Source organism: Amycolatopsis rhabdoformis (assembly GCF_035918295.1).
Classification (GTDB): domain Bacteria; phylum Actinomycetota; class Actinomycetes; order Mycobacteriales; family Pseudonocardiaceae; genus Amycolatopsis; species Amycolatopsis rhabdoformis.
Genome location: NZ_CP142149.1, coordinates 1745222 through 1767864 on the forward strand (window position 1 = coordinate 1745222; position 22643 = coordinate 1767864).

Sequence of the window (22643 nt, forward strand, 5' to 3'; positions counted from 1 at the left end):
GCCGACCGGGCCACCCATTCCCCGAACACGCCGCGAGCAACCCGAGCCGGACCTCAGCGCCGCCCGACCCACGCCTCACGTTCGGCCCCCGCCGCGTCCGGCACCACCCTCGAGTCTACGTCGTAGACGATCGCCCACCTCGTGCCGCGGCCACCCCGGGTTCCTCGTAGTGGCGAAGTGCACGAAGTTGTCATTCACTTCCTGTCGAGCCTGAGCGAGGCCGAGCGGCGGTTCGAGCGCCGGATCGGGACGAACTGGTCTGACCTGACCAGTTACTGCGGGGTTGCTTACGGGCGACGCCGAGCCGCCACAGCGAGACGACTTCGGCCGACCGCGCGGCGTGCAGGGGATCGCCTTCATCGGCGGCACGCGGGTGGCGCGGCCGCGTATCGGACCGGCCGCGCACCTCGAGGCCGGCGCGGCCGATGCTGGAGAGCAACTCGTCGCGCGAGCGCAGGCCGAGGCGCTCGGCGAGGTCGGAGAGCACCAGCCACCCCTCGCCGTCCGGGGTCAGGTGTTTGGCGAGCCGGTCGAGGAAACCGTGGGTCATGCGGCCGCCCGGGTCGTACACGGCTCGCTCCAGCGCGGAGTGCGGCCTGGCCGGCAGCCACGGCGGATTGCAGACCACCAGCGGTGCCCGGCCGGGCGGATAGAGGTCGGTTCGCACGAGCCGCGTGCGTTCGGCATAGCCCAGCCGGGTGAGGTTGTCCCGCGCGCAGGCGAGCGCCCGATCCTCCCGGTCGGTCGCGACCACCGAGCCGACGCCCCGGCGCAGCAGCACCGCGGCGAGCACTCCGCTGCCGGTGCCGATGTCGAACGCGAGATCCCGGGCCGGGAGCGGTTCGTTCGCGACCAGGTCGACGTATTCGCTGCGCAGGGGCGAGAACACGCCGAAATGTGGGTGGATACGCGCGCCCAGGCTCGCGATTTCGACGCCCGTGCGCCGCCACTCGTGCGCGCTCACCACACCGAGCAGTTCCCGCAGGGTCAAGACAGTCCGTTCGGTGGCCGGCCCGTACGCCTCACTCAGCGCGGCGCGGACGTCGGGTGCGCGCCGCAGCGGCACGACGTTGCCCGGCTCGACCGGCACGAGCAGCCGGCCGAGGACGCGGGCGCGCCGTGCCTGCCGAGTCCGGTAGCGCGCGAACGCCTCCGCCGGAGTCGCGGCCGGCGCCGGTGGTCGGGACCGGTCCACGCGTCGGCCGAGGGCGTTCAGCAGCTGGCGCGCGTTGTGGAAATCGCCTCGCCACAACAGTGCCGTGTTCGCCTCGGCCAGCCGGAACGCCGCGTCGGCCGACAATTCGTCGCCGACGAGCACGATGTCACGGGGTGGGGGAGTGCCGTTCGCGGACCACCACCTGGCTGGAACCACGTCGGCGCGATCGGGCCGGCGGACCGCGACGGTCACTCCGGGCTTGTCCGAAGAATCGGGGAAAGAAGGGTGAGACAAGTGTTTGCCGTTCCTGCGCGAGCGAAACCCGTGAATCGGCGCGACAAAACCGGCCGGGGGAGAGCCGGCTGTCGAACGATCCAGGGCAGGACGAAGCTGCGGTTTCCGGGCTGGGATTTCTCGACCAGCAGCAGCGGCGTCGATCAGCCGACTGCTCGAAGGGAAACTCGAAAGGCTCGCGCTCTAGCGCAGAACGGAAGCGTGCACAGGTGTTGTCACGCCGAAAGGGTATCAGCGTCCGTGATCGCTGTTCGCCGTGAACAGCGGTGACCGGCCCCGGCGGGTCTCGCCCTGCCGGGGCCGGCGCCGGATCAGTTCAGCTTGCGCGTGTCCGCGGGCAGGCCGCCGCCGGCGTAGACGTCTTCGGCGAGCTTCGCCAGCGCGGTGAGGGCCACGTTCTGGCTCCACGGACCGTAGGACACCCGCGACACGCCGAGCTCCTGCGCCCGCGCGAGCGGGATCGAGCCGGGGATGCCGATGAGGTTCACCTTGCGCTCGCCGAGTGCGTCGACCAAGCGGCCCACCTGGTCCTCGTCGAGCCGGCCGGGCACGAAGAAGTTCGACGCGCCCGCGTCGAGGTAGGCGCGGCCGCGCTCGATGGCATCGGTGAGGACCTCCTCGGGGTCACGGTCACCGGCCTTCACGAACGCGTCGGTGCGGGCGTTGAGCACGAAGTCGACCCCCGCGCGCTGGGCCGCGGCCACCGCGGCCTCGACCGCCTTCACCGACTCGGCCAGCGGCTTCATCTGGTCCTCGAGGTTGCAGCCCACGGCACCGACCTCGATGGCCCGCGCGACCGTGCCGCCCGGGTCGCCGTAGCCACCCTCGAGGTCCGCCGTCACCGGCAGGTCCCCGGCCACACGCACGATCAGCGCCACCTCGGCGATCATCTCCTCGCGCGGGATCTTCTCGCCGTCGGGATACCCGCGCGAGGCCGCGATCCCGTGGCTGGGCGTGGCCAGCGCCTTCGTGCCGGGCGTCTCGGCGACCACCTTGGCGGTGATCGCGTCCCAGACGTTGACGACGAGCAGCAGTTCCGGAGCCGCGTGCAGCTCCTGCAGCAGCTTGGCCTTGTCGGCGGTGGAAGTCATACCGCCCAACCTATCCGGCTCGGCCGCGACCCCACGCCGGCACCACGTCCCCCGAGCACCACGTCCCTCGACGCCGTCGGGGCGATGGCGCCGGTCGGTCGCGCCTGGATCGGCTTCTCGACCCCGACAGACAAGTACTTGCCTGAGTGGAAAGTGGCGAGTAGCTTTCTCTTCAGGCAAGTACTTGCCTGGGCGAGCTACCAGGGCGGCCACCGACCGGCGGCCGATCCTGACGAAGGAGGGGCGATGGTGCACGAGCCGACGCCGGACGAGGCCGTGGCGGCGCTGCGCACGGTGCGCGAGAGTCGTGAGCAGGTGATCGAGTCCGCGACGGGTTCGCGGTGGCTGTCGGTCGTCCTCGGGCTGGGGGTGTTCCTGGGCTGTGCGGCCAACGACCTGCTCCCGGCCTCGCTGAGGTGGGTGAGCTGGGTCCTGCTGGGGCTCCTGGTGGTGCTGGCGCTCGGGATGCTCACCCCCACCGGCGGCGCGCTGGTCGGCCGGCCGCTGCTGGTGTCGGACCGGAACCAGTCGGTCGGGGTGCGCCTGCTGCGGGTGGCGCCGATCGTCGGGATCGGGATCGTCGTCGCGGTCGGCGTGGAGGTGTTCGGGCTAGCGCACGGCAAGATCTACTACGGTGCGCTGATCGGGCTGTACATCGTGTTCGCGGATCCGCCGTTCCAGCGGTGGCTGCTGCGCCGGCCGGGCCGGGGCTCACAGCGGTGACCGACTTCGACCAGCTGCTGCTGGATCCGACCAGGCTGGCCATCGTCTCGCTGCTCGCCGCCGCGGAGTGGGCCGAGTTCGGGTTCGTCCGGGACTCGGTGAAGCTGACGGACTCCGCACTGTCCAAACAGGTCACCACACTGTCCAAGAACGACTACGTCGAAGTGCGCAAGGGCTACGTCGGCAAGCGGCCGCGCACCTGGCTCAATCTCACCGCCACCGGCCGCGCCATCCTGGCCGCGCACATCGCCGCCCTGCAGGCGATCGCCGAGCACGCGCGGGCGGACGGCGCCCGCCACGCCGGGGAAGGTGTGGCCTCGGGCGGCTGACCCGCACCGGGCGGCAAGTCGGAAAAAAGATCTCCGGAAACGGTCACACTCCGCCGGGCTCCGTCGTCTCCCTGACGACAACCGCCCGACGAGATGAGGACCGCCGTGCAAGCCATCACCGTCCGGGACCGGGACGCCGGGATCGCCGGACTGTCCCTTGAGGACATCCCGTACCCACCCACGGCGGAGAACGACGTCGTCGTGCGCGTGCACGCCGCGGGCTTCACCGCCGGCGAGCTGGAGTGGCCGGGCACGTGGGCCGACCGCGGCGGACGCGACCGGACGCCGAGTGTGCCGGGGCACGACGTGTCGGGTGTCGTGGTGGAGCTGGGGTACGGCACCACGGGGCTGACGGTGGGCCAGCGCGTGTTCGGCTTCGCCGACGGCACCCGTGACGGCGCGCTCGCCGAGTACATCGCCGTGGAGGCCCGGAATCTCGCGCCGCTGCCGGCCGATCTGGACCACACGGTGGCCGCCGCGTTGCCGATTTCCGGGCTCACCGCGTGGCAGGGCCTGTTCGACCACGCCCGGCTCGTCGCCGGGCAGACGATTCTGATCCACGGCTGCGCCGGCGCGGTCGGGTCGCTCGCGGTGCAGCTGGCGCGCGAGGTCGGCGCCCACGTGATCGGCACCGGCCGGGCCCGCGACCGGGAGCGCGCGCTCGCCTTCGGCGTGCACACCTTCGTCGAGACCGACCGGCTGGAGGACGCCGGTGAGGTCGACGTGGTGTTCGACGTGTTCGGCGGCGACGTCCTCGACCGGTCCACCGCGCTGGTGCGCGCCGGCGGCACGCTCGTGTCCATCGCCACTCCGCCCCGCATCCAGCCGCGCGACGGCCGGGCCCTGTTCTTCATCGTCGAGGCCGACCGGGCGCGCCTGGCCGACCTCGCGCAACGCGTGCGCGACGGCCGGCTCCAGGTCGCCGTCGGCGAAGTGCGACCGCTGGCCGAGGCGCCCCACGCGTTCGGCACGAAACGCTTGCCCGGCAAAACGATCATCCGAGTCACCGAGGAGAAATCATGAAGCACCCGAGGATCACCGGGGCCGTGCTGGCCGTCGTCACGCTGGCCGCGGCCACCGCGTGCGGCAGCTCGGACGAGCCCGCCGCCGCCCCGGCGCCGACGTCGGCGCCGATGTCCATGTCGATGCCGATGTCGTCGGCGGCCGGTGCCGCGCCCATGGACCACCCCACCGACAAGCTGACGCCGCTGCTGCAGCAGCCGCTGCCGGACGTGCCGGGCAAGACCTTCACCTCCGCCGTCGTCGACTTCGCGCCCGGCGCGAAAGGCGTGCCGCACCGCCACGGGCAGGCGTTCATCTACGCCTATGTGCTCGAAGGCACGCTGCGCAGCCAGCTCGAGGGCCAGCCCGTGACGACCTACCACCAGGGCCAGGGCTGGCTCGAGCCGCCGGGGTCGCACCACGTGCTCGCCGAGAACACCAGCACGACCCAGCCGGCCAAGCTGCTCACGATCACCGTCTCCAACACCGGGGACGCGCTCAAGACCGACGACCCGCACTGACCGGCGCGCGCGTCCACGATCGCGGGGTGTGAGCCGGAACCGGATGCCGGGAACGGTCTTCGGCCGTAGGCTGGACGCGCACGCCGGAGGAGGACGCGATCTGCATGGGTGACGGGCTGGTGTCCCGGGAGGCGGGGCGACAGGACACGCTCGGGGCCGAGTGGGAGACGCATCGGCCGGCGGTGTTCGGGGTGGCCTACCGGCTGCTCGGGAGCGTGGCCGATGCCGAGGACGTGACCCAGGACGTGTGGCTGCGCGCGGCCGGCGCGGACCTGAGCCAGGTCCAGGACCTGCGGGCCTGGTTGGTCACCGTCTCCGCGCGCCGGTCCTACGACATCCTCAAGAGCGCCCGGTCGCGCCGGGAATCCTATGTGGGGCCGTGGTTGCCGGAACCGCTGCTGACCGGGCCGGACGCCTCGGAGCCGGTGCTCGTCGACGAGTCCGTGAGCGCGGCGATGCTGCTGATCATGGAGGAGCTGAGCCCGCCGGAGCGGGTGGCTTTCGTGCTGCACGACGTGTTCGGCTTCGAGTTCGGCAGCATCGCCGAGGTGCTCGACGTGTCCGTGCCCAGCTCCCGGCAGCTCGCCTCGCGCGCGCGAAAGCGCGTGGCCAAGGCGAAGCAGACCACTTCGCCCACCCCGAAAGCCGAGCGCGAACGCCTGCTCGCCACCTTCCGCGCCGCCTACGAGTCCGGTGACCTGGCCGGCCTCGTGCGGCTCCTGCACCCGGACGCGGTCTACGTCACCGACGGTGGCGGCAAGGTTTCGGCCGCCCGCAAGATCATCCAGGGCGGCGAGCGCGTCGCCGAGGTGATGGTGCGCGTGGGCCGCATGTGGCGGCCCGACCGCATCGACTTCATCGAGGTGGGCGGCGAGCTCGCCCTCGTGTGCCACTGGCAGGACCGCGTCTACTCCATCGACAGCGTGGAGATCTCCGACGGCCTGATCACCGCGTACCGCCGCGTGATCAACCCCGACAAACTCGTTCACGTCTGAGCTGTCACACCTCGCGGGGCTGTCTCGTCTCCCTGGCGGAAACGGCATCGGGGCACCGCCACTGCCCCGATCACACCCCGGCCGCCGCCCGGACCGAGCTCCGCGGCGCGGCCGCCGAACGAAACGAAGGAACTGTGACGAACACGCAGCGCGTCCGCATCGACAAGCAGCACCCGGCCGCCTACAAGACCCTCATCGCCCTGTCGACCGAGGTCGAGAACAGCGCCGCCGCGGCGGGCCTCGAACCGCTCACGCTCGAGCTGCTGAAGATCCGCACTTCCCAGATCAACGGGTGCGCTTTCTGCCTGCGCATGCACAGCCGCGACGCCCTCAAGAAGGGCGAGAACCCCGACCGCATCGCCGTGCTGCCGGCGTGGGAAGAGACCGAGTACTTCTCCGCCACGGAGCGCGCCGCGCTGCGCCTGACCGAGGCCATGGCCCACGTCGCCGACGGCCACGTTCCGGACGAGGACTACGAAGCCGCCGCCGCCGACCTCACCGAGGACCAGATCTCGGCCGTCGCGTGGCTGTCCGTGGTGATGAACGCGTTCAACCGCGTCGCGATCACGAGCCGCTACCAGGTCGCTCCCTGAGCCACCGCGGGAAACCGCCGCGTCCGTGAGCCTTTCTCGGGGCACCGCGGACGGCCGCCCGCCACAGGAGCTCCGGCTGTGGCGGGCGCCCCGTCGGCGAACTCACCCGTGGCCCGGTGATTCCGAAGCCGCGCACGGGGTATCCGGCGGGATGGACTTCGCCACGACGATCGACACCGCCCTCGACCGCGGCATCGTGCTGGGCTACGGCTCGGTGGGGCTGCGGGTGCGCCGCCGGCTGCCGGGCTGGCCGGCCGATCCGCCGCCGATGCCCGGCAAAACCGTGCTCGTGACCGGCGCGGGCTCCGGCCTCGGGCTGGCCGCCGCGACCGGGTTCGCGAGGCTCGGTGCGCAGGTGCACGTGCTGGGCCGCAACGCCGAGCGGGCCGGGGAAGCCGCCCGGCGCACCCTCGAACGCGCCCCCGGCGCGGACGTGCGACCACAGGCGTGCGATGTATCGGACCTGGCGCAGCTGCGGGCGTTCGCCGAGAAGTTCGCCGGGGAGGAACCTCGCCTGGACGTGCTCGTCAACAACGCCGGGGTGATGCCCGGCCGCCGGACGCACACCGCGGACGGCCTGGAGCTGACCTTCGCCACGCAGGTCGTGGCACCGTGGGTGCTCACCGCGGGACTGGAGCCGGTGCTGGCCCGCTCGGCGCCGTCGCGCGTGATCAACGTCGTCTCCGGCGGCTTGTACGGTCAGCGGATCCCGGCCGGTGATCTCCAGTCCGCGGACACGCGTTACGGGCCCAAGAAGGTCTACGCGCGCACCAAACGCGAAGAACTCGTGCTCACGCAGCAGTGGGCCGAGCGGCTTCTCGACCGCGGCGTGCACGTCCACGCGATGCACCCGGGGTGGGCCGACACCGAAGGCGTGCGGACCGGGATGCCGGTGTTCCGGGCGCTCACGCGGCCGGTGATCCGGACTCCGGACGAGGGCGCCGACACCATCGTGTGGCTCGGCAGCGCCCCCGAGGCGGTCGAAAGCAGCGGGTTGTTCTGGCACGACCGCCGGCCGCGCCCGGCCACCCATCCGCTCGGCGCCGGCCCGGACGACGAACCGGCGCGCAAGCGGTTGTGGGACTACGTCGAGGGAATCGCGACCCCGCACCTCAACCGACAGTGAGCCGAACCGGGCCGCGGGCTCGTTCGGCTACGGCCGCGCCCGCCACTGGGCTTCGCGTTCCTCCAGCTGTGCCAGCGTTTCCGCCTCACTCCAGTCGGTGAGCCCGGCGAAGCGGGCCCAGTTGCCGCCCACCAGGTTCGCGAGGTCGAGCCGCGAGACGGGGGCGCCGGGGTCGGCGACGTCGTTCACGAGGACCAGTTTCGGCAGCAGCGCGGCGGGTTTGCCGCCGCCGGGGTAGTCGGTGCCCCAGCAGATGCGCGAGAGCGGGCAGCCCAGTGCCTGCGCGCGCTGGAGGAAGTCGTAGAGCTGGCGCTGGGTGGACTTGGTGGCGAACATGCTGATGTCGAGGTAGGTGTTGTCGTGGCGCGCGACCATCGCCAGGCACTCGTCCACCCACGGGAATCCCGCGTGGCACACGAGCAGCGGCAGGTCGGGGAAGTGCCGCGCCACTTCGTCGAGCGAACCGGGGCGGCCGTACTCGAACACGGCGTCCTTCGCCGACGAGGTGCCCATGTGCACCATCACGCCGATGCCGAGCTCGGTGGCCCGCTCGTAGACCGGGAACGCGAGATCGCGGTCGGCCGGCGCGTAGTGGTCGTACATCGGGTAGAGCTTGAGTCCGGTGAGGCCCAGCTCGGTGACCGCGCGGGTCAGCTCGTCGCGCGCCCAGCCGACACCGCGGAACTTCGGGTTCACCGCGCACATCCCGAGCAGCTCGGGATACTGCCGGGTGAGCGAAGCGAGGTAGTCGTTGCTCTTGGCGACTTCGAGCGGACCGGGCACGTCGGTCACCCGGCCGAGGTCGATCGTGCCGCGCTCGCCGTAGCTGGTGTAGGTGGACGGCGCGACCGCGAGCACCGTCGCGCGATCGACGCCCGCCGTCACGTGGTCCTCGACGAGCGTGCGCGGGTCGATCGGGTCGAGATCGCCTTCGAGCCCGGCCCAGTCCTCCTCGGTGGCGGGCCGGTACGCGGGCAGCCGGCCGGCGCGGCGGTGGCCCGGCGCGCGCATCTCGCGCACGAACCGTTCGTGGCCCGGCGGCAGCGCGGTGGCGAGCACGTGGTTGTGGCAGTCGATGATCACGCGCGCTCCTCGTCGAACTCCTCGGCCAGGCTCCGCCAGATCGCCCGCTGCAGCCGCTGGAACTCCGGCTCGAACCGGACCTCCTGGAAGTGGCGCGGCCGGTCGAGGTCGATGCGGAACTCCTCCTTGATCGTGCCGGGCCCGCGGCTCATCACGAGCACGCGGTCGGCCATCGCCACGGCCTCCTCGACGTCGTGTGTCACGAACACCACGCTCTTGCCGAGCGTCTCCCAGATCGAGAGGAACTCGCCGCCGAGCCGGATCCGCATCTGCGCGTCGAGCGGCCCGAACGGTTCGTCCATCAGGTACACGTCGGGGTCGTAGGCGATCGCCCTGGCGATGCCGACCCGTTTGCGCATGCCGCCGGACAGCTGGTTGGGGTAGCTCTGCTCGAAGGACTTCAGCCCGACCAGCTCGACCAGCCGCTGCACCTCGGCGCGCTGCTGCGCGGCCGGAACTCCCTTCAGTGCCAAGGGAAACCGGATGTTGTCCGCGACCGTGCGCCACGGGAACAGCGCGTCGGACTGGAAAACCAGGCCCACGCCCTCCGGCACGCCCTCGGGGGCCGGTTCACCGTCGAGGAGGATCTCGCCGCTCGTCGCCGGCAGCAGACCGGCGACGAGCTTCAGCAGCGTGGACTTGCCGCAGCCGCTGGGCCCCACGAGCGCGACGAACTCGCCGGCGGCGAGGTCGAGGCTCACGTTCTCCAGCGCGGTGAACCGGCCTTTCGGCGTGCGGTAGCCGAGCCCGACGCCGCGCAGGCTGAGCTTCGGGGTGACGAGCCCGGTCGCCGGATCGCGCAGCTCGTCGGTGGTGGCGGTCATCGTGGCCTCCCGGTCACTTCGCGGGGAGCAGGCTGTAGTCGAAGGTGTCCTGGATGGCCGGCACGGGTTTCGTGAGGAACCCGGTGCGCACCAGCAGATCCGTGGACGAGTTCACCACCGCGTCGTCGGGCCGGAAGCTGTCGGGCACGCTCTTGACCGCTTCGGTCACGATCGTCTTCAGGTCGGCGTCGCTGATCTTGTAGCCCTGCTTCTTCATCCAAGTCGTCGCCTGGTCCGGGTTCGCCTTCGCCTGCTGCGACGCTTCGCTCATGGCCGAGAGGAACGTCTTCATCAGGTCCTGGTGCTCACCGACCCAGTCCTGGTCGGCCATCGCGACGATGTCCACGTAGCGGTAGTCCGGCTGCTGCCAGAGGATCTTGAACTTCCCGGTGCGCAGCAGCTGCAGCGTGTCGGGCTGGCTCGTCATCCCGGCCACGACCTGGTTGCCGGTGAGCTCGGCCTGCATCGTGGCGCCGGCCCCGCCGCTGACCACGGTGAGGTCTTTCTTCGGGTCGAGCCCGGCGTCGAGCGCGGCCTTCTGCAGCTCGGTGTCGGAAAGCGTGCCCGGTGCGGTCACGGCCACCTTCTGGCCCTTGAGGTCCTTCACCGAGGTGAGCGCCGGGTCGTTGCGGGAGACCATGAGGTAGGAGAAGCGGTCGTTGACCACGCCGTAGGCCTTCATCTTCACGCCGCGCTTCTGCGCGAGCACGACGTGGCCGATGTCGCCCATGAACACGTCGGCGCTGCCGCCGATCAGCGCGTTGGTGGCGGTGGAACCGCTCGTGACGCACATCGGCTTGATCGTGATGCCCTTCTGCGCCGCGATGCCGCTGTTGAGAGCGAGCTCCGCGGCGATCGGCGCGAGGCCGCTGCAGAACAGCTCGACCCGGATCGTCTTGGTGTCACCGGCCGACGACGACCCGCCGCCGCACGCGGTGAGCAGCGCGGACAGGGTGGCGAGCACCGCGGCGACGGCCGTCGTGCGACGGGTTCTGGACGAAGTCGGCATCAGCGTTCCTCCGGGTTGAAGAGCGGGGCGGGGGAGTGGGGGAGTCCGTGGGCAACACAGCGGGCAACACTCGGTGGGCGACACTCAGTGGGCGACTCGATGACGCAGCACGCGCCGCTCGACGAGCGCGACGAGCTGTTCGGCGATTACGGCGATCACCGTGATCACCACCAGTCCGGCGAAAACGCCGGTCGTGTCGAGGGTGTTGGCGGCGTAGCCCATGTAGTAGCCGAGGCCCTGGCTCGCGCCGACGAGCTCGGCGATCACCGCGCCGATCAGCGCCAGCGCGATCGAGAGGCGCAGGCTGGTGAGGATCCACGGCGCGATCGCCGGCAGCACGGCCCAGCGCAGTGTGGCCATGCGGGGCGCGCGGAAGCTGCGCGTCATCTCGAGCAGGTCGGGGTCGATGCCGCGAACGCCCTGGTAGGTGTTGTAGAAGGCGACGAACACGACCATGGTCACGACCATGAAGATCTTCGACTCGAGCCCGATCCCGAACCACACGATGAACAGCGGCGCGAGCGCCACGCGCGGCAGGCTGTAGAGCGCCATCACGTAGGGGTAGAACCACCGGCCGACCACCTTCGACGACGCGATCAGCACCCCGAGCGCGACGCCGGCGACCATCCCGATCACGAGCCCGGCGAAGGTTTCCACCAGCGTCGTCGCCAGGTCCGGCCACAGCGTCCCGCTGCCGATCAGCTCCCCGATCCGCACCACGATCAGCACCGGCCCCGACAGCGTGAACGCGCCGAAAACCTGCCCGGCGATCTGCCACAACACGAGCACGAGCACCCCGACCGCGAGCTGCCCGCCCCGCACCACCCACTTCCGGCGGCGATCGGCGCGCCGGTCGCGCTCGTCCTGCTCCGCCGCGCCCTCGGTGACCTGGGGTGATCGTTCGACACGTCCAGTTGCCACGCCATTCTCCTGTTCAGACGTCTGACGTCTGACGGGAACCTAAAGTTCGGATCTGGCGGGCACAAGCCCCTCCCAACTCGTGGAAGGTCCGGCACAAACCGTTGACGCGGGCCGGAAAATGCCCGACCCTGCGGCACCCTCCGGGCGGCGCGGACCCGGAGTGCCCGGTTCAGCTGTCCCCGCGGAAGTTCTCCGAACCACCCGGATGGCCCTTCCGCGACCGCCCCTCCTCGTCCTCGAGCGGCGTTTCCGTCGGGTTCCGCCGAGGCGGATCCGCTGCGTCCGGGTGGTTTCCGCTGGAGTCTTCGTCACCGGCCGGCGGACGGGTGTGCTCGTCCACGCTCAGTCGTCCCCCGGCCATTCACCGCCGGCCTTCTCGAACCCGACGGCCCCGGCCCTCTCGGCGGCCGCCGTGACCACACCGAAAATGGCACCCTGCACCGCGGCGGCGACGAGGATCTCCGGCCAGCCGCGGTGCTTGTCGGTGGCGCTCGGCGCGTCGTCCTCACCGGCGACGCGCTGCCAGATCAGCTTGAAGATCTGCCCGGCGAGAAGCCCGCCCAGCGCGCTCACGCCGAAGTTCAGGGGTTTGTACAGCATCTTGTTCATGCCGCCCGGATACCCACTCCCGCACCGCCGAACACCGCCACCGGCGAACACCCGGCGACGCGGGATCGCCGCGCCGCAGCCTGGTGCGCGTGACTGGTCGGCATGGCTTCGAACAGCCACGAGGCGGCCCCCGACACCGCCGCCGACTCCGATCGTCGCCGCGCGTCAGCTGAGCGCCGCAACCGCTCCCGCGACGGAGTCGTGGGCGTTGAGGGTCTCGGTGAGGCCCAGCATGCCGAGGATCCGCAGCGGCTGGCGGCGGGTGCTGGCCACCGCGAGCGGGATGCCCGCGGTGCTCGCCTGGCGGTGGCAGATCACGAGGCTGGTGATGCCACTGGAGTTCAGGAAGTCCACTGCGGACAGATCGATCACCAGCGCGGCCGGCCCCGCGATCACCTCGCGGAGCAGGGACTGCTCGAACTGCGCCGTGGTCGCGAGGTCGACGTCGCCGGACACGTGCACCACGGTCACGGTCCCGGTCAGCTCGGCCTCCACGCGCAGGCGTGATCCGCCGTCGGGGTCGGATGACGGATCAGCCATGGGAGAATCCTTCCATTGTGGACAGTGTGGATAGTTCGGACGGTGCGGTCACTGGCGGCGCAGAGCGAGCAGCGCGACGTCGTCTTCGGGATCACGGCCGAACCGGTCCAGCAGCCGGTCGCACAGGGCGTCGAGGTCGTCGTCGGGTTCGACGAAGGCCAGCAGGTTCGCCATGCTGTCGTCGATCACCTCGCCGCGGCGTTCGATGAGGCCGTCGGTGATCAGCAGCACGGTGGCGCCCGGGGGCACGGTGAACCGCGTGGCGGGCGGCCGCGACAGTCCGATGCCGAGGACCGGGCCGGCCACGTCGAGGTAGCGGCTGCCGCCCGGCTCGATCAGCAGCGGCGGGATGTGCCCGGCGCTCGCGAGCTCCGCCTCACCGGTCTCCGGGTCGAGCGACAGCAGGCACAGCGTGGTGAGGCCCCGTGGGTGGAACCGCCGGATCAGCGCGTCGAGGTGGTCGAGCACCGCGACCGGGCCGTGGCCCTCGGTGGCGTAGGCGCGCAGGGCGTGCCGCACCTCGCCCATGATCGTGGCGGCCTCGATGGAGTGGCCCGACACGTCGCCGACGGCGATCAGCAGCCGGCCGTCGAGGTCGATCACGTCGTAGAAGTCGCCGCCGATCTCGGCGTTGTCCGAGGCCGGCAGGTAGCGCACCGCCATCTCCACGCCCGGGCGCTCGGGCAGGCTGCCGGGCAGGAGGCTGTGCTGCAGCGTGAGCGCGAGCGTGTGTTCCTCCGACAGCGTCCGCATGCCTTCGTAGGCCAGCGCGGTCGCCTGCGCGAGCTGGGTGAGCAGGTTGCGGTCCTCGTCGGTGGTGATCGCCGAGGCGTCCACCGCGAGGCAGATCGGCGAACGGCCGGGCTTGCCGCGGGCCAGGACCACCGTCGACGGTTCGGTGCCGCGCCAGGCCAGGGCGATCCCGTCGGCGGTGGTGCTGCCGACACGGCCGGCGCCGAGGAGCTCGGCCGACAGCGCGTCGAGCAGCGTGGTGCGCTCGATGCCGAGGTGCGGCCGGCCGGCGCCGGCGTCGGCGCGCAGCAGGCCCTGCGGCGTGAGCGCCACGACCGTGGCCGGGCTCTCCAGCACGTTCGCGGCACCGGCCGACGCGGCTTTGAGCAGGCTCTCGAACGTCGTCGCGCCGATCACGGCCAGCGTCGCCTTCGTGAGCCGGGTCAGCCGGTCCGCGAGGCGTTCGGCCGACGCCCGGGCGCGGTAGTAGCGCAACGCGGCCTCGACGGTGGCCACGAGCACCCCGGGGTCCAGCGGTTCCACGAGGTAGGCGTCCGCGCCGCGGGTGAGGCCTTCGGCGCGGTCGCCGGGCTCGATGGCGGTGGCGGAGACGTGGATGACCGGCAGCGCCGCCGTCCGCGGATCCCGCTTCACGCGCTCGCACACCTCGAACCCGCTGATGTCGGGCAGGTGCACGTCGAGCAGCACCAGGTCCAGGTCGTTCTCGCCGAGCACGGCCAGCGCCTCGGCGCCGGTGGCGGCCTCGAGGACCTGGTACCCGTTGCGCCGCAACCAGCTCCCGGTGAGGTAGCGGCTGGCCTCGTGGTCGTCGACCACGAGCACCTGGGTGTGCTCGGCGGCGTTGTCCGGCTTCATCAGGGCACCGTCCTCCGTACGACCGCGAACGCCTGGCTCACGGCCAGCCTGACGGCCTCGGCGGAAAGCTGCGACTTGGGCAGCAACGCCGCCCGCAGCCCGGTTCGCGACAGGTCCAGGCCGTCCGGGTCCGCCGAGGTGACCACGACCACCGGCACCTCGCGCAGCTCCGGTTTCTCGCGCAGCACCCCGAGCACGTCGCGCCCGTGCATCCCCGGCATCACCAGGTCGAGGAAAACCAGGCCGGGCCGGTGCTCGGCCACGATCTCGAGCGCGGTCCGCCCGTCGGGCGCCTGCCGGACCTCGCCGGTGAACACGTCCTCGAGCAGACCGGTGAGCCGGCGGCGGAAGTCTTCCTCGTCGTCGACCACGAGGATGGTGCCGAAATCGCCGGCGGGGTCCTCGCCGGGCGCGTGCGTGGGCAGGCGCAGCGTCACCGTGGTTCCCTCGCGAGGCGTGCTGCGCAGCGTGAGCGAACCGCCGAGCAGCTCGGCCAGCCGCCGGGCGTAGGGGAGCCCGAGGCCGGTTCCGGGCGTGGCGACCTGCAGCCGGTGGCGGACCTGGTGGAACTCCTCGAACACGCGCTCCTGCTCGTCCACCGGGATGCCGATGCCGGTGTCGGACACCTCGAACGTGACGGCCGCCGAGTCCGGCTCGGGCCGGACGTCGAGCCGGACTTCGCCGCGCTCGGTGAACTTCAGGCCGTTGGAGAGCAGGTTCCGCAGGATGCGCACCAGCAGCGTTTCGTCGGTGTCCAGCCGCAGCGCCGGGTCCGGCTCGGCGATCACCAGGCGGACTTCGGTGGACGGCGTGGTGGAGCGCAGGGTGCCGCGCAGCTGCAGCAGCACCGCGCGCAGCTCGACCGGGGCCAGCTGTGGCACGAGCTGGCCCGATTCGGCCTTCGCCGTGTCGAGCAGTTCGTTCACGAGCGCGAGCAGTGTCGTGCCGGAGTGCTCGATGAGGCCGACCTGTCTTCGCTGCTCGTCGGTGAGCGGATCGGAGCCGGCGGCGTCGAGGAGCCGGGTGAGGCCGACGATCGAGTTGACCGGGGCGCGCAGCTCGTGGCTGATCGTGGACCAGAAACGGGTTTTCGCTTCGCTCGCTTGCTTGAGCTGGATCGTCTTCTCGTTCACCTCGGCGTAGAGCGCGACCACCCCGCGGTTGGTCTCCTCGAGTTCTTCCGAGAGCTCCTTGTAGAGCGCGACCACGCCCCGGTTGGTCTCCGCGAGCTCGTCGTTGAGCCGCTGCAGCTCCTGGCGCTTGCGCTCCAGGCTGTCGAGCGTGTCGAGCAGCTCCTGGTTCTGCGCGCGCAGCTCGTCCAGCGGGCTGGTCACGGCGTGGCGGCCCAGTTCGTGGCGCACCGCGGCCACGGCGGCGCGGGTGAGCGTGGGCAGGCTCGCCGGTCGGCGTTTGATCATGGTGAGGCGGGTCCGTCCTTCGGCGTGGCCGGAGCGCACGGCGTCCATCAACTTCGCTGCGGTGGCGAGCCCGGTGCCGAGCACGGCGGGGTCCGGGCCGGTGGGCCACTCGAACTCGATCCCGAGCCCTTCGGCCGACACCTTGAACCGCACCAGCGCGCTCAGGCCCGCGCGCACGACGTCGCGGCCCACGTCGCTGAGCACAGTGGCCACGCGCACCTGGTTCTGGGTGTCCAGGCCGAGGGCTTCGGCGACTTCGCGGCCGCGCTGGCGCACGGCGAACACGTCGGTGTCGTCGGTGATCACGAGCCGCAGCAGCTCGGTTTCGGCGGTCACGACGGCGGCCGTGGTTTCGCGACGAGCACGCAGGCGTCGTCGTTGCGCACCCCCGCGTCGCGCAGCAGCCCCGCGGCGATCGCCAGCGGCGTGCCGGCGAACAGCCGCTGCCGGTTCTCGGCCGTCCACCGCTCGGTGAGGCCGTCGCTGTGCAGCACGACCGACGCGCCTTCGGGCAGCGGGTGCTCGAACGCGCGGATGGTGCGGGCCTGGTGACCGGCGACCCCCGGCGCCGAGATCATGCCTTTCTTCTGCCCGTCGGCGACCACCGTCGCCGCGATGTTGCCCAGGCCGGCGAACCGCACCGTGCCCCGGGCCAGGTCGAGCTCGGCCACGGCCAGCGCGCCGCCGCGGGTGCCGCGCAGTCCTTCGTGGATCCGCTTCACGAGCTGCTCGGGCGGGTCGGCGGGGTGGGCGCAGCCGATCCGCACGGCGGCGTCGGAAGCCGACGCGGCCAGGGGCCCGTGACCCGAGCCGTCACACAGCAGCAAGCGCATGCGAGAAGTGTCGCGCAGGATCGCGTAGGCGTCACCGCACGAGTCTTCGCCGTGGATCGGCCGGGTGAGGCCGGCGGCGTCTTCGTCGGCCAGCTCGGCGTACTCGCCGGGGCCCGGGTGGAAGCGGGCGTGGGCGACGGTGCCGAGGCCCGGTTCGGAGACCATTGTGTACGCGTCGGAAAGCCGTTGCACGGCCCCGAGCCCGACGCCGAGACTGCCGGCCGTGGACCGGCCGTCTTCGGTGGCGCGCGCGACGTCGGCGATGCCGGGGCCGCGGTCGATCGCCACCACCTCGATCGCCGCCTGCGCGGCGCCGCGCACGGACCGCACCACGAGCACCCCGTCGCGCGCGTGCTTCTGCAGGTTCGTGGCCAGCTCGGTCACCGCGATGCCCAGCTCGGCGGCGCGGGTCTGGCCGAACCCCATGGCCTCGGCCAGCGTGGTCGCGGTGCGCCGCGCGCGGCCCGCGGCGGTCGGGTCGTCGACCCGCAGCCAGGCGAAGTCCTCCACACGGGGCAGGCAGCCGGTCAGCGCGTCCATTTGACGACCGTGACGTCCGTGCCGCGACCGACCTCGGTGTCCAGTGCGAACTCGTCCACCAGCCGCCGCGCGCCGCTGAGCCCCAGCCCGAGGCCCGAGCCGCTGCTCCAGCCGTCGGCGAGGGCGAGGGTGGTGTCGGGGATGCCGGGGCCGTCGTCGTGGAAGGCCGCCCGCACCCCGGTGCGCCGGCCGTTCTGCACGGTCTCGACCGTGACGACGCCGCCGCCGCCGTACACCAGCGTGTTGCGCGCGAGCTCGCTCGCCGCGGTCACGATCTTGGTCTGGTCGACCAGCGACAGCTTGATCTGCTGCGCGACCGCGCGCACGTGCTGGCGCACCCGGACCACGTCGTCGTCGCCGCGGATCGGCAACTGCTGCGGCGGGCCCGCGGGCGAGGTCATCGCGGCGACGCCGGCGGCAGGTCCTGGCGCCGGGCGGACAGCGTCCGCAGGATCCGCATGCCCTTGTCGAGGTTCAGCGCGGTGTGCACGTCGCCCAGCGTGAGACCGAGCTCGACGAGCGTGATCGCGACGGCCGGGCGCATGCCGACCACCACGGTGTCGGCGTCGAACAGCTTCGACAGCGACGCGATCGTGGCGAACATGCGGCCGATGAACGAGTCGACGATCTCGACGGCGGAGATGTCGATGATCACGCCCGACGCGCCGGTCGCGCTGATCTGCTCGGCGAGGTCTTCCTGCAGCGCCAGCACACTCTGGTCCTGGAGGTCGATCTGGATCGACACCAGCAGCAGGTCGCCGATCCGCAGGATCGGGACGCGCTCCATCAGACCGCCCTCTCGTGGCGGACCACCTCGACGCCGTCGCGGCGCAGGGCGTGGCGCAGCGCGTCGGCCAGCGTGGCCTTGGTCGTGATGTCGCCGAACTCGATGCCCAGCGCCACGATCGTCTGCGCGATCTGCGGCCGGATCCCCGAGATCGTGCACTCGGCGCCCATCAGTCGCGCGGCGACCACGGTCTTGAGCAGGTGCTGCGCCACCTGCGTGTCCACGGCCAGGACCCCGGTGATGTCGATGATGGCGTGCTCCGAGCCGGTGGCGACCAGCGCCTCGAGCAGCTTCTCCATCACCACCTGGGTGCGGGTCGAGTCCAGCGTGCCGACGAGCGGCACCGCCAGGATGCCCTCCCACAGCTTCACCACCGGCGTCGTGAGCTCGAGCAGCTGCTCCGACTGCTCGGTGATGATCTCTTCCCGGGTGGCGGCATACGTTTCGAAGGTCCACAGGCCCAGGGCGTCGACGAGCTCGGAGAACCGCAGCAGCTCCCGGAACACCGCCGGGTCCTCGTTCTGCTCGGTCAGCTCGAACACGGCCCGCTTGAGGGCGAACACGCTCGACGCGGTTTCGGTCGAGCTGAACCCCTGGCGCGCGCGGTTGCGCGACAGCTCGGCCAGCAGCGCGCGCAGCTCGCCGTTGTGCTCCTGGTCGAGATCCGCCGAGCCGCCGCCGGCCACCGGCAGCAGGGCCTGCAGCAGCTCGCGGAGGTCACCCTCCACCTCGGCCGCGGTGAGCCGCCCGCGCACCGGCTCCGCGGCGAGCTCGACCCAGCGGGCCAGCAGCGTCTCGGCGTTGTGCTGCAACAGGTTCTTCAGGTGGTGAGCACCTTCGGCGTCCGTGGCCACTCGCGTCTCCTCGTTTTCCTGCGGTTCCCGGAAACCCTAGTCCGGCCGGTCCGCCGAGGCGGCGTGGGCTGGCCGCCGAGCGGGGGTTTCGATCGCCACCGGACGGGGTACCGGGATGCTGTTGCGGTACTGGGGCGTTGCTGATGACGAGGCGGTTTCTTGCACACGCAGGTGCGTGACGGCGCGGCCGGGTGGAACCGGTGATCGTCACCTTCGCCATGTCCGGGAGCGTGGGCGAACTCGAACTGGTGCGCGGCTGGGCCCGGGAGCACCTCGCCACGTTGTCCGAGGAAGCCCTCGACGACGTCGTGCTCGTCCTCGACGAACTCACGAGCAACGCCGTGGTCCACGGCAGTCCCGTCCGCCGCGTCCGCCTCCTGCAGTGGCCCGACACCGTCCGCGTCGAGGTCGACGACGGCAGCCGGCAGCCCGCCCACCCCCGCGAACCCTCCGACACCGGCGGCCGCGGCCTGCTCCTGGTCGCCGCCCTGAGCACCCGCTGGGGTCAGGACCACCACGACGTGGGCAAAACGGTGTGGGCCGAGCTGAAGACGACTTCGCGGCCGGGCTAGGGGAGCGGGCAGGTCCTGGCGCGCGGCTGTCCGATCGTTCCGTTCTGGTTACCCCCCGGCACAACCCGGCTACCGTCGATATGCAGCGGTGTTGACGAGCGTCACGGTTGGGGAATAACGTGCGCGGCGTTCGCTCGAAGACCAGTACCGCTGGAGGTAGCTGTGTGCGAGGCGCACCACGTGATCGGCCGTCGAGGACTTCTCCGGGGATCCGCACTGCTCGGCGGCGCCGGGCTCGCCGCCATGGTGGGCGGGTGCACGACGGCCGCGCCCGCGACCGGCGGCGGGGCGCAACCGTCCGCGGCGAAAGGGCCGGTGCCCTCGACCGGCACCCACCTCGTGCTGCTCGGCACGCAGGGCGGCCCGATCCCCGGCAAGCGCGCCGCCGTGTCGAGCGCGCTGGTCGTCGACGGATCGATCTACGTGATCGACGCCGGAAGCGGCCTCACCCTCAGGTTTTCCGAAGCGGGCCTGGACTTCAAGAAGGTGCGCGCGATGTTCGTGACGCACCTGCATTCCGACCACGTCGCCGACTACTTCAACTTCTTCTCCCTCAACTGGACGAACTGGGACTTCGGCAAGCAGACCGTCGAGGTCCACGGCCCGGGCCGCGCCTCGGCCAATGGTCCTGCCGGCTCCCCGGTGCCCGGCCTGCCGATCACCCCGACCGCGCCACTGGTCACCCCCGGCCTGGCGACGCCGGGCATCACCGACATCACCGATCTTTCCGTCCGGGCCAACGCGTACGACCTCAACGAGCGCCTGCGCTCCACGCGCCGGCAGGGCGACCACGCGCTCGAGTTCACCGGCCTGTCCGGCCCGCCGATGATGCGCCCGCACGACATCGCCGTGCCCGCGGCGGCGAGCATCGACGTGCTCGCCCCGAAGATCGCCCCGATCCCCGTCTACCGCGACGACAAGGTCGAGGTCACCGCGACGCTCGTGGACCACCCACCGGTGTTCCCCGCCTTCGCGTTCCACTTCCGCACCCCGCACGCCACCGTGGTCTTCAGCGGTGACACGACACCGTGCCAGAACCTGTTCGACCTGGCCTCGGGTGCCGACGTGCTGGTGAACGAGGTGATGGCGGTCGAGGCCGCCGTCGCGAAGTTCGACGGCACGCCGATCCACGACACGATGGAAATCCAGTTCACCAGCGCCCACACCCCGCTGCACTCCCGCCCGGCGGCCCAGGGCCGGCCGGCGGTACCGGGCGTCGGCGCGGTCGCCCGCACCGTGAACGCCAAAGCCCTGGTGCTCACCCACATCTACCCGGGCGACGGCACCGTGAGCGACGCCGAGTTCCGCAGCTCGGTCGCGGCCGACTACCGCGGCCCGGTGGTCGTCGGCAACGACCTGATGACGCTCGACCTCGCCGCGTTGGCCAAGCACTAGCCGGGTTGGTCGTCGACCGGAGATCCTTGCCGGGCTCGGTGACCTCCTCCGCCGGGTCTCCGCTCGCGAGTGTGCGGATTCGCGCCTCCCCAGACCGGACGAGTGTTACATTACCGACACTGAACGTCACTCGACTTCACCGGTGACGGCCACCCGCTGGGGCGGCGAGCGGGGACTGGGCGGAAGGAAGCTTTGTGGGGTTCGAAGTCGAGGTCGAAAACATCGGCAACGCCGCGGCCAAGCTGGCCGCGCGCACGCCGCCGGGGATCTCCGCGCTGCCGGCGCCGAACGTCGGCGGCACGGACCGGGCCGGCGGTTTCGCGGGCGACTACGGCGTCTGGCTGCTCACCCGGCAGGAAGACCTGGACGCGGCGCAGCAGCAGGTCGAGAGCCTGGTCGAAACCATCACCACCGCCGTGACGAGCTACCACGCCAGCGACGCCGAAGCAGAGGGCGTCTTCCTCAAGGCACTCGACAGCGGCTTCGGAAGGATCGACCGGTGACGTCGGTTTTCGACAGGATCCGCGACCTGGCCGGCAAGGTCGAAAGCGGCAGCACCACCGACCTCGACGACCGGGCCCGCGCCTGCCGCGTCGCCAAGGGCGCGGTGGAGGACGCCAAGGCGTTGCTGGAGAACGTCCGCACGCAGCTGAGCGAGAGCTGGCACGGCGGGGCGGGGGAGTCGGCCCTCGCGTCGTTGGACGACTTCAAGAAGAACCGTGAGGACCAGGCCCACGACCTCGAAGAGTCGGCCAAGTCGTTCGAAGTCGTGCGCGACGCGCTGGCCAAGGCGCAGTCCGACGCCCGCAGCAAGCGCGAGGACGCCGAGGCCATGCGGACCAAGCTCGACAACGTCTGGAACGACCTGTCCCGCGGCAAGGGCAACATGGTCTTCGCCTGGGCGCAGGACAAGGTCATCAAGGCCGAGGCCCTCGTGGTGCTGATCGACCTGCAGCGCGTGGTCACCACCTACGACGCGGTCCTGCTCGCCGAAGGCCTGAAGCTGCGCAACAAAACCGGCCAGATCTGGGAGCTCGCGGGCTCCGAGAAGCGCAACCCGGCCGAGATCGCGGCCATCATCCTCAAGGAGATCCCGGGCCTCGCCGCCCTCGTCGCGAAAAACCCGAAGCTCGACCTCGCCCTGCTGCGGGGCGACTGGGACACGATCATGCGCGACCCCGACGTGGCGCAGAAGATCTACGACTACTTCGGCTTCAAGTACAACGAGAACGGCGACTTCTACACCACCGGCGAGCACTCCGTGCAGAGCTACCTGGGCTGGCACGACCTCTACGACAAAATGGGCAAGATCATCGGCGCGGACCTCGACGAAACCAACGCCGGCGGCGACAACATGGAGTTCACCGACCCGAAGACCGGCAAGGTGTACCGCCTGGAACTCTGGAAGGGCAGCTACGGCTTCGGCAGCGCCTTCGGCGGCGAAGTCGGCTTCTACACCCGCGACCCCAACTCGACCGACCCGTCGGGCTACTTCAACGCCGCCAAGGGCGACGACCAGATCAAAGTCACCCAACAGATCTACGACAAGCAGACCGGCAAGGTCTACTTCAGCAACGACGGCCAAGGCGCCGACGGCACGGACAAACGCCACTTCTGGAACCTGGCCATCCGCTCCGAACCGGGCCACCACGCCGAGCAACTCGGCCAACGCGCCACGATCGAAGTCCGCGACACCGACATGCGCGACCGCATCTACAACGAGATGACCCGCTACGCCGCCGCACACCCCGAGGAACACCTCACGGTGCACAAGGTGTCCGACAACCCCCCGGTCCTGAGCTACGACTGGCAGAAGTGAC

The 22643-nt window shown here is 71.2% G+C and carries 25 protein-coding genes; 11 read left to right on the forward strand and 14 right to left on the reverse strand.

What is annotated here, in order from left to right; genetic code table 11:
* Positions 1 to 190 precede the first annotated feature (190 nt).
* Both VSH64_RS08155 and VSH64_RS08160 read right to left on the reverse strand, forming a co-directional pair.
* The gene (locus VSH64_RS08155; protein ID WP_407655637.1) at positions 191 to 1408 is read right to left on the reverse strand and encodes a methyltransferase; all 1218 of its coding nucleotides are present in this window, start codon (positions 1406 to 1408) and stop codon (positions 191 to 193) included.
* A 353-nt stretch (positions 1409 to 1761) separates the two neighbouring features.
* The gene (locus tag VSH64_RS08160) at positions 1762 to 2541 is read right to left on the reverse strand and encodes an isocitrate lyase/PEP mutase family protein (protein WP_326834887.1); all 780 of its coding nucleotides are present in this window, start codon (positions 2539 to 2541) and stop codon (positions 1762 to 1764) included.
* A 246-nt stretch (positions 2542 to 2787) separates the two neighbouring features.
* Here VSH64_RS08160 and VSH64_RS08165 point away from each other — a divergent pair, with 246 nt between their 5' ends.
* From VSH64_RS08165 to VSH64_RS08195, 7 genes are all read left to right on the forward strand, one after another.
* The gene (locus VSH64_RS08165; protein ID WP_326834888.1) at positions 2788 to 3264 is read left to right on the forward strand and encodes a hypothetical protein; all 477 of its coding nucleotides are present in this window, start codon (positions 2788 to 2790) and stop codon (positions 3262 to 3264) included.
* A complete protein-coding gene (locus tag VSH64_RS08170; protein WP_326834889.1) occupies positions 3261 to 3593 on the forward strand; it encodes a winged helix-turn-helix domain-containing protein in 333 nt (110 codons plus the stop codon). The genes VSH64_RS08165 and VSH64_RS08170 overlap by 4 nt, the downstream gene beginning before the upstream one ends.
* Positions 3594 to 3698: 105 nt before the next feature.
* A complete protein-coding gene (locus VSH64_RS08175; RefSeq protein WP_326834890.1) occupies positions 3699 to 4616 on the forward strand; it encodes an NADP-dependent oxidoreductase in 918 nt (305 codons plus the stop codon).
* Positions 4613 to 5116, forward strand: a complete 504-nt coding sequence (locus VSH64_RS08180) for a cupin domain-containing protein (RefSeq protein ID WP_326834891.1) — start codon at positions 4613 to 4615, stop codon at positions 5114 to 5116. The genes VSH64_RS08175 and VSH64_RS08180 overlap by 4 nt, the downstream gene beginning before the upstream one ends.
* A gap of 104 nt (positions 5117 to 5220) precedes the next feature.
* Complete coding sequence (sigJ, locus tag VSH64_RS08185; protein WP_326834892.1) at positions 5221 to 6111, forward strand: RNA polymerase sigma factor SigJ; 891 nt, start codon at positions 5221 to 5223, stop codon at positions 6109 to 6111.
* Between the two features lie 134 nt (positions 6112 to 6245).
* On the forward strand, positions 6246 to 6704 hold the full coding sequence (locus VSH64_RS08190; RefSeq protein WP_326834893.1) for a carboxymuconolactone decarboxylase family protein: 459 nt from the start codon (positions 6246 to 6248) through the stop codon (positions 6702 to 6704).
* Positions 6705 to 6855: 151 nt separating this feature from the next.
* Positions 6856 to 7830, forward strand: coding sequence for an SDR family NAD(P)-dependent oxidoreductase (locus VSH64_RS08195; protein ID WP_326834894.1), 975 nt, complete (start codon positions 6856 to 6858; stop codon positions 7828 to 7830).
* Positions 7831 to 7857: 27 nt separating this feature from the next.
* Here VSH64_RS08195 and VSH64_RS08200 read toward each other — a convergent pair whose 3' ends face one another.
* The 12 genes from VSH64_RS08200 to VSH64_RS08255 all read right to left on the reverse strand — a co-directional run bounded on the left by VSH64_RS08200 (position 7858) and on the right by VSH64_RS08255 (position 18856).
* Complete coding sequence (locus tag VSH64_RS08200; RefSeq protein WP_326834895.1) at positions 7858 to 8913, reverse strand: amidohydrolase family protein; 1056 nt, start codon at positions 8911 to 8913, stop codon at positions 7858 to 7860.
* Positions 8910 to 9737 carry an ABC transporter ATP-binding protein gene (locus tag VSH64_RS08205; RefSeq protein ID WP_326834896.1) on the reverse strand — a complete coding sequence of 276 codons (828 nt, stop codon included), beginning with the start codon at positions 9735 to 9737 and terminating at the stop codon, positions 8910 to 8912. The genes VSH64_RS08200 and VSH64_RS08205 overlap by 4 nt, the downstream gene beginning before the upstream one ends.
* Before the next feature lie 13 nt (positions 9738 to 9750).
* Positions 9751 to 10746: an ABC transporter substrate-binding protein gene (locus VSH64_RS08210; RefSeq protein WP_326834897.1), complete on the reverse strand. Its 996-nt coding sequence runs from the start codon at positions 10744 to 10746 to the stop codon at positions 9751 to 9753.
* Positions 10747 to 10830: 84 nt separating this feature from the next.
* Positions 10831 to 11667 (reverse strand): ABC transporter permease, encoded by an 837-nt coding sequence (locus VSH64_RS08215; RefSeq protein ID WP_326834898.1) that lies wholly within the window; start codon positions 11665 to 11667, stop codon positions 10831 to 10833.
* A gap of 342 nt (positions 11668 to 12009) precedes the next feature.
* Positions 12010 to 12276, reverse strand: a complete 267-nt coding sequence (locus VSH64_RS08220) for a DUF4235 domain-containing protein (RefSeq protein WP_326834899.1) — start codon at positions 12274 to 12276, stop codon at positions 12010 to 12012.
* Between the two features lie 165 nt (positions 12277 to 12441).
* Positions 12442 to 12816 carry an STAS domain-containing protein gene (locus VSH64_RS08225; RefSeq protein WP_326834900.1) on the reverse strand — a complete coding sequence of 125 codons (375 nt, stop codon included), beginning with the start codon at positions 12814 to 12816 and terminating at the stop codon, positions 12442 to 12444.
* Positions 12817 to 12864: 48 nt separating this feature from the next.
* The gene (locus tag VSH64_RS08230) at positions 12865 to 14424 is read right to left on the reverse strand and encodes a fused response regulator/phosphatase (RefSeq protein ID WP_326834901.1); all 1560 of its coding nucleotides are present in this window, start codon (positions 14422 to 14424) and stop codon (positions 12865 to 12867) included.
* Positions 14424 to 16178 carry an ATP-binding protein gene (locus VSH64_RS08235; protein WP_326834902.1) on the reverse strand — a complete coding sequence of 585 codons (1755 nt, stop codon included), beginning with the start codon at positions 16176 to 16178 and terminating at the stop codon, positions 14424 to 14426. The genes VSH64_RS08230 and VSH64_RS08235 overlap by 1 nt, the downstream gene beginning before the upstream one ends.
* Positions 16175 to 17215: an ATP-binding SpoIIE family protein phosphatase gene (locus tag VSH64_RS08240; RefSeq protein WP_326834903.1), complete on the reverse strand. Its 1041-nt coding sequence runs from the start codon at positions 17213 to 17215 to the stop codon at positions 16175 to 16177. The genes VSH64_RS08235 and VSH64_RS08240 overlap by 4 nt, the downstream gene beginning before the upstream one ends.
* Positions 17203 to 17616, reverse strand: a complete 414-nt coding sequence (locus VSH64_RS08245; protein WP_326834904.1) for an ATP-binding protein — start codon at positions 17614 to 17616, stop codon at positions 17203 to 17205. The genes VSH64_RS08240 and VSH64_RS08245 overlap by 13 nt, the downstream gene beginning before the upstream one ends.
* Positions 17613 to 18002, reverse strand: a complete 390-nt coding sequence (locus VSH64_RS08250; protein ID WP_326834905.1) for an STAS domain-containing protein — start codon at positions 18000 to 18002, stop codon at positions 17613 to 17615. The genes VSH64_RS08245 and VSH64_RS08250 overlap by 4 nt, the downstream gene beginning before the upstream one ends.
* Positions 18002 to 18856 (reverse strand): STAS domain-containing protein, encoded by an 855-nt coding sequence (locus tag VSH64_RS08255; RefSeq protein ID WP_326834906.1) that lies wholly within the window; start codon positions 18854 to 18856, stop codon positions 18002 to 18004. The genes VSH64_RS08250 and VSH64_RS08255 overlap by 1 nt, the downstream gene beginning before the upstream one ends.
* Positions 18857 to 19056: 200 nt before the next feature.
* Between VSH64_RS08255 and VSH64_RS08260 the strand changes: the two genes are divergently transcribed.
* The 4 genes from VSH64_RS08260 to VSH64_RS08275 all read left to right on the forward strand — a co-directional run bounded on the left by VSH64_RS08260 (position 19057) and on the right by VSH64_RS08275 (position 22642).
* Entirely contained in the window at positions 19057 to 19428 is a 372-nt protein-coding gene (locus VSH64_RS08260) for an ATP-binding protein (RefSeq protein WP_326834907.1), read from the forward strand.
* Between the two features lie 162 nt (positions 19429 to 19590).
* Complete coding sequence (locus VSH64_RS08265) at positions 19591 to 20823, forward strand: MBL fold metallo-hydrolase (RefSeq protein WP_326834908.1); 1233 nt, start codon at positions 19591 to 19593, stop codon at positions 20821 to 20823.
* A 194-nt stretch (positions 20824 to 21017) separates the two neighbouring features.
* Entirely contained in the window at positions 21018 to 21326 is a 309-nt protein-coding gene (locus VSH64_RS08270) for a hypothetical protein (protein ID WP_326834909.1), read from the forward strand.
* Positions 21323 to 22642, forward strand: a complete 1320-nt coding sequence (locus tag VSH64_RS08275) for a DUF4474 domain-containing protein (RefSeq protein ID WP_326834910.1) — start codon at positions 21323 to 21325, stop codon at positions 22640 to 22642. The genes VSH64_RS08270 and VSH64_RS08275 overlap by 4 nt, the downstream gene beginning before the upstream one ends.
* Position 22643: the final 1 nt, after the last annotated feature.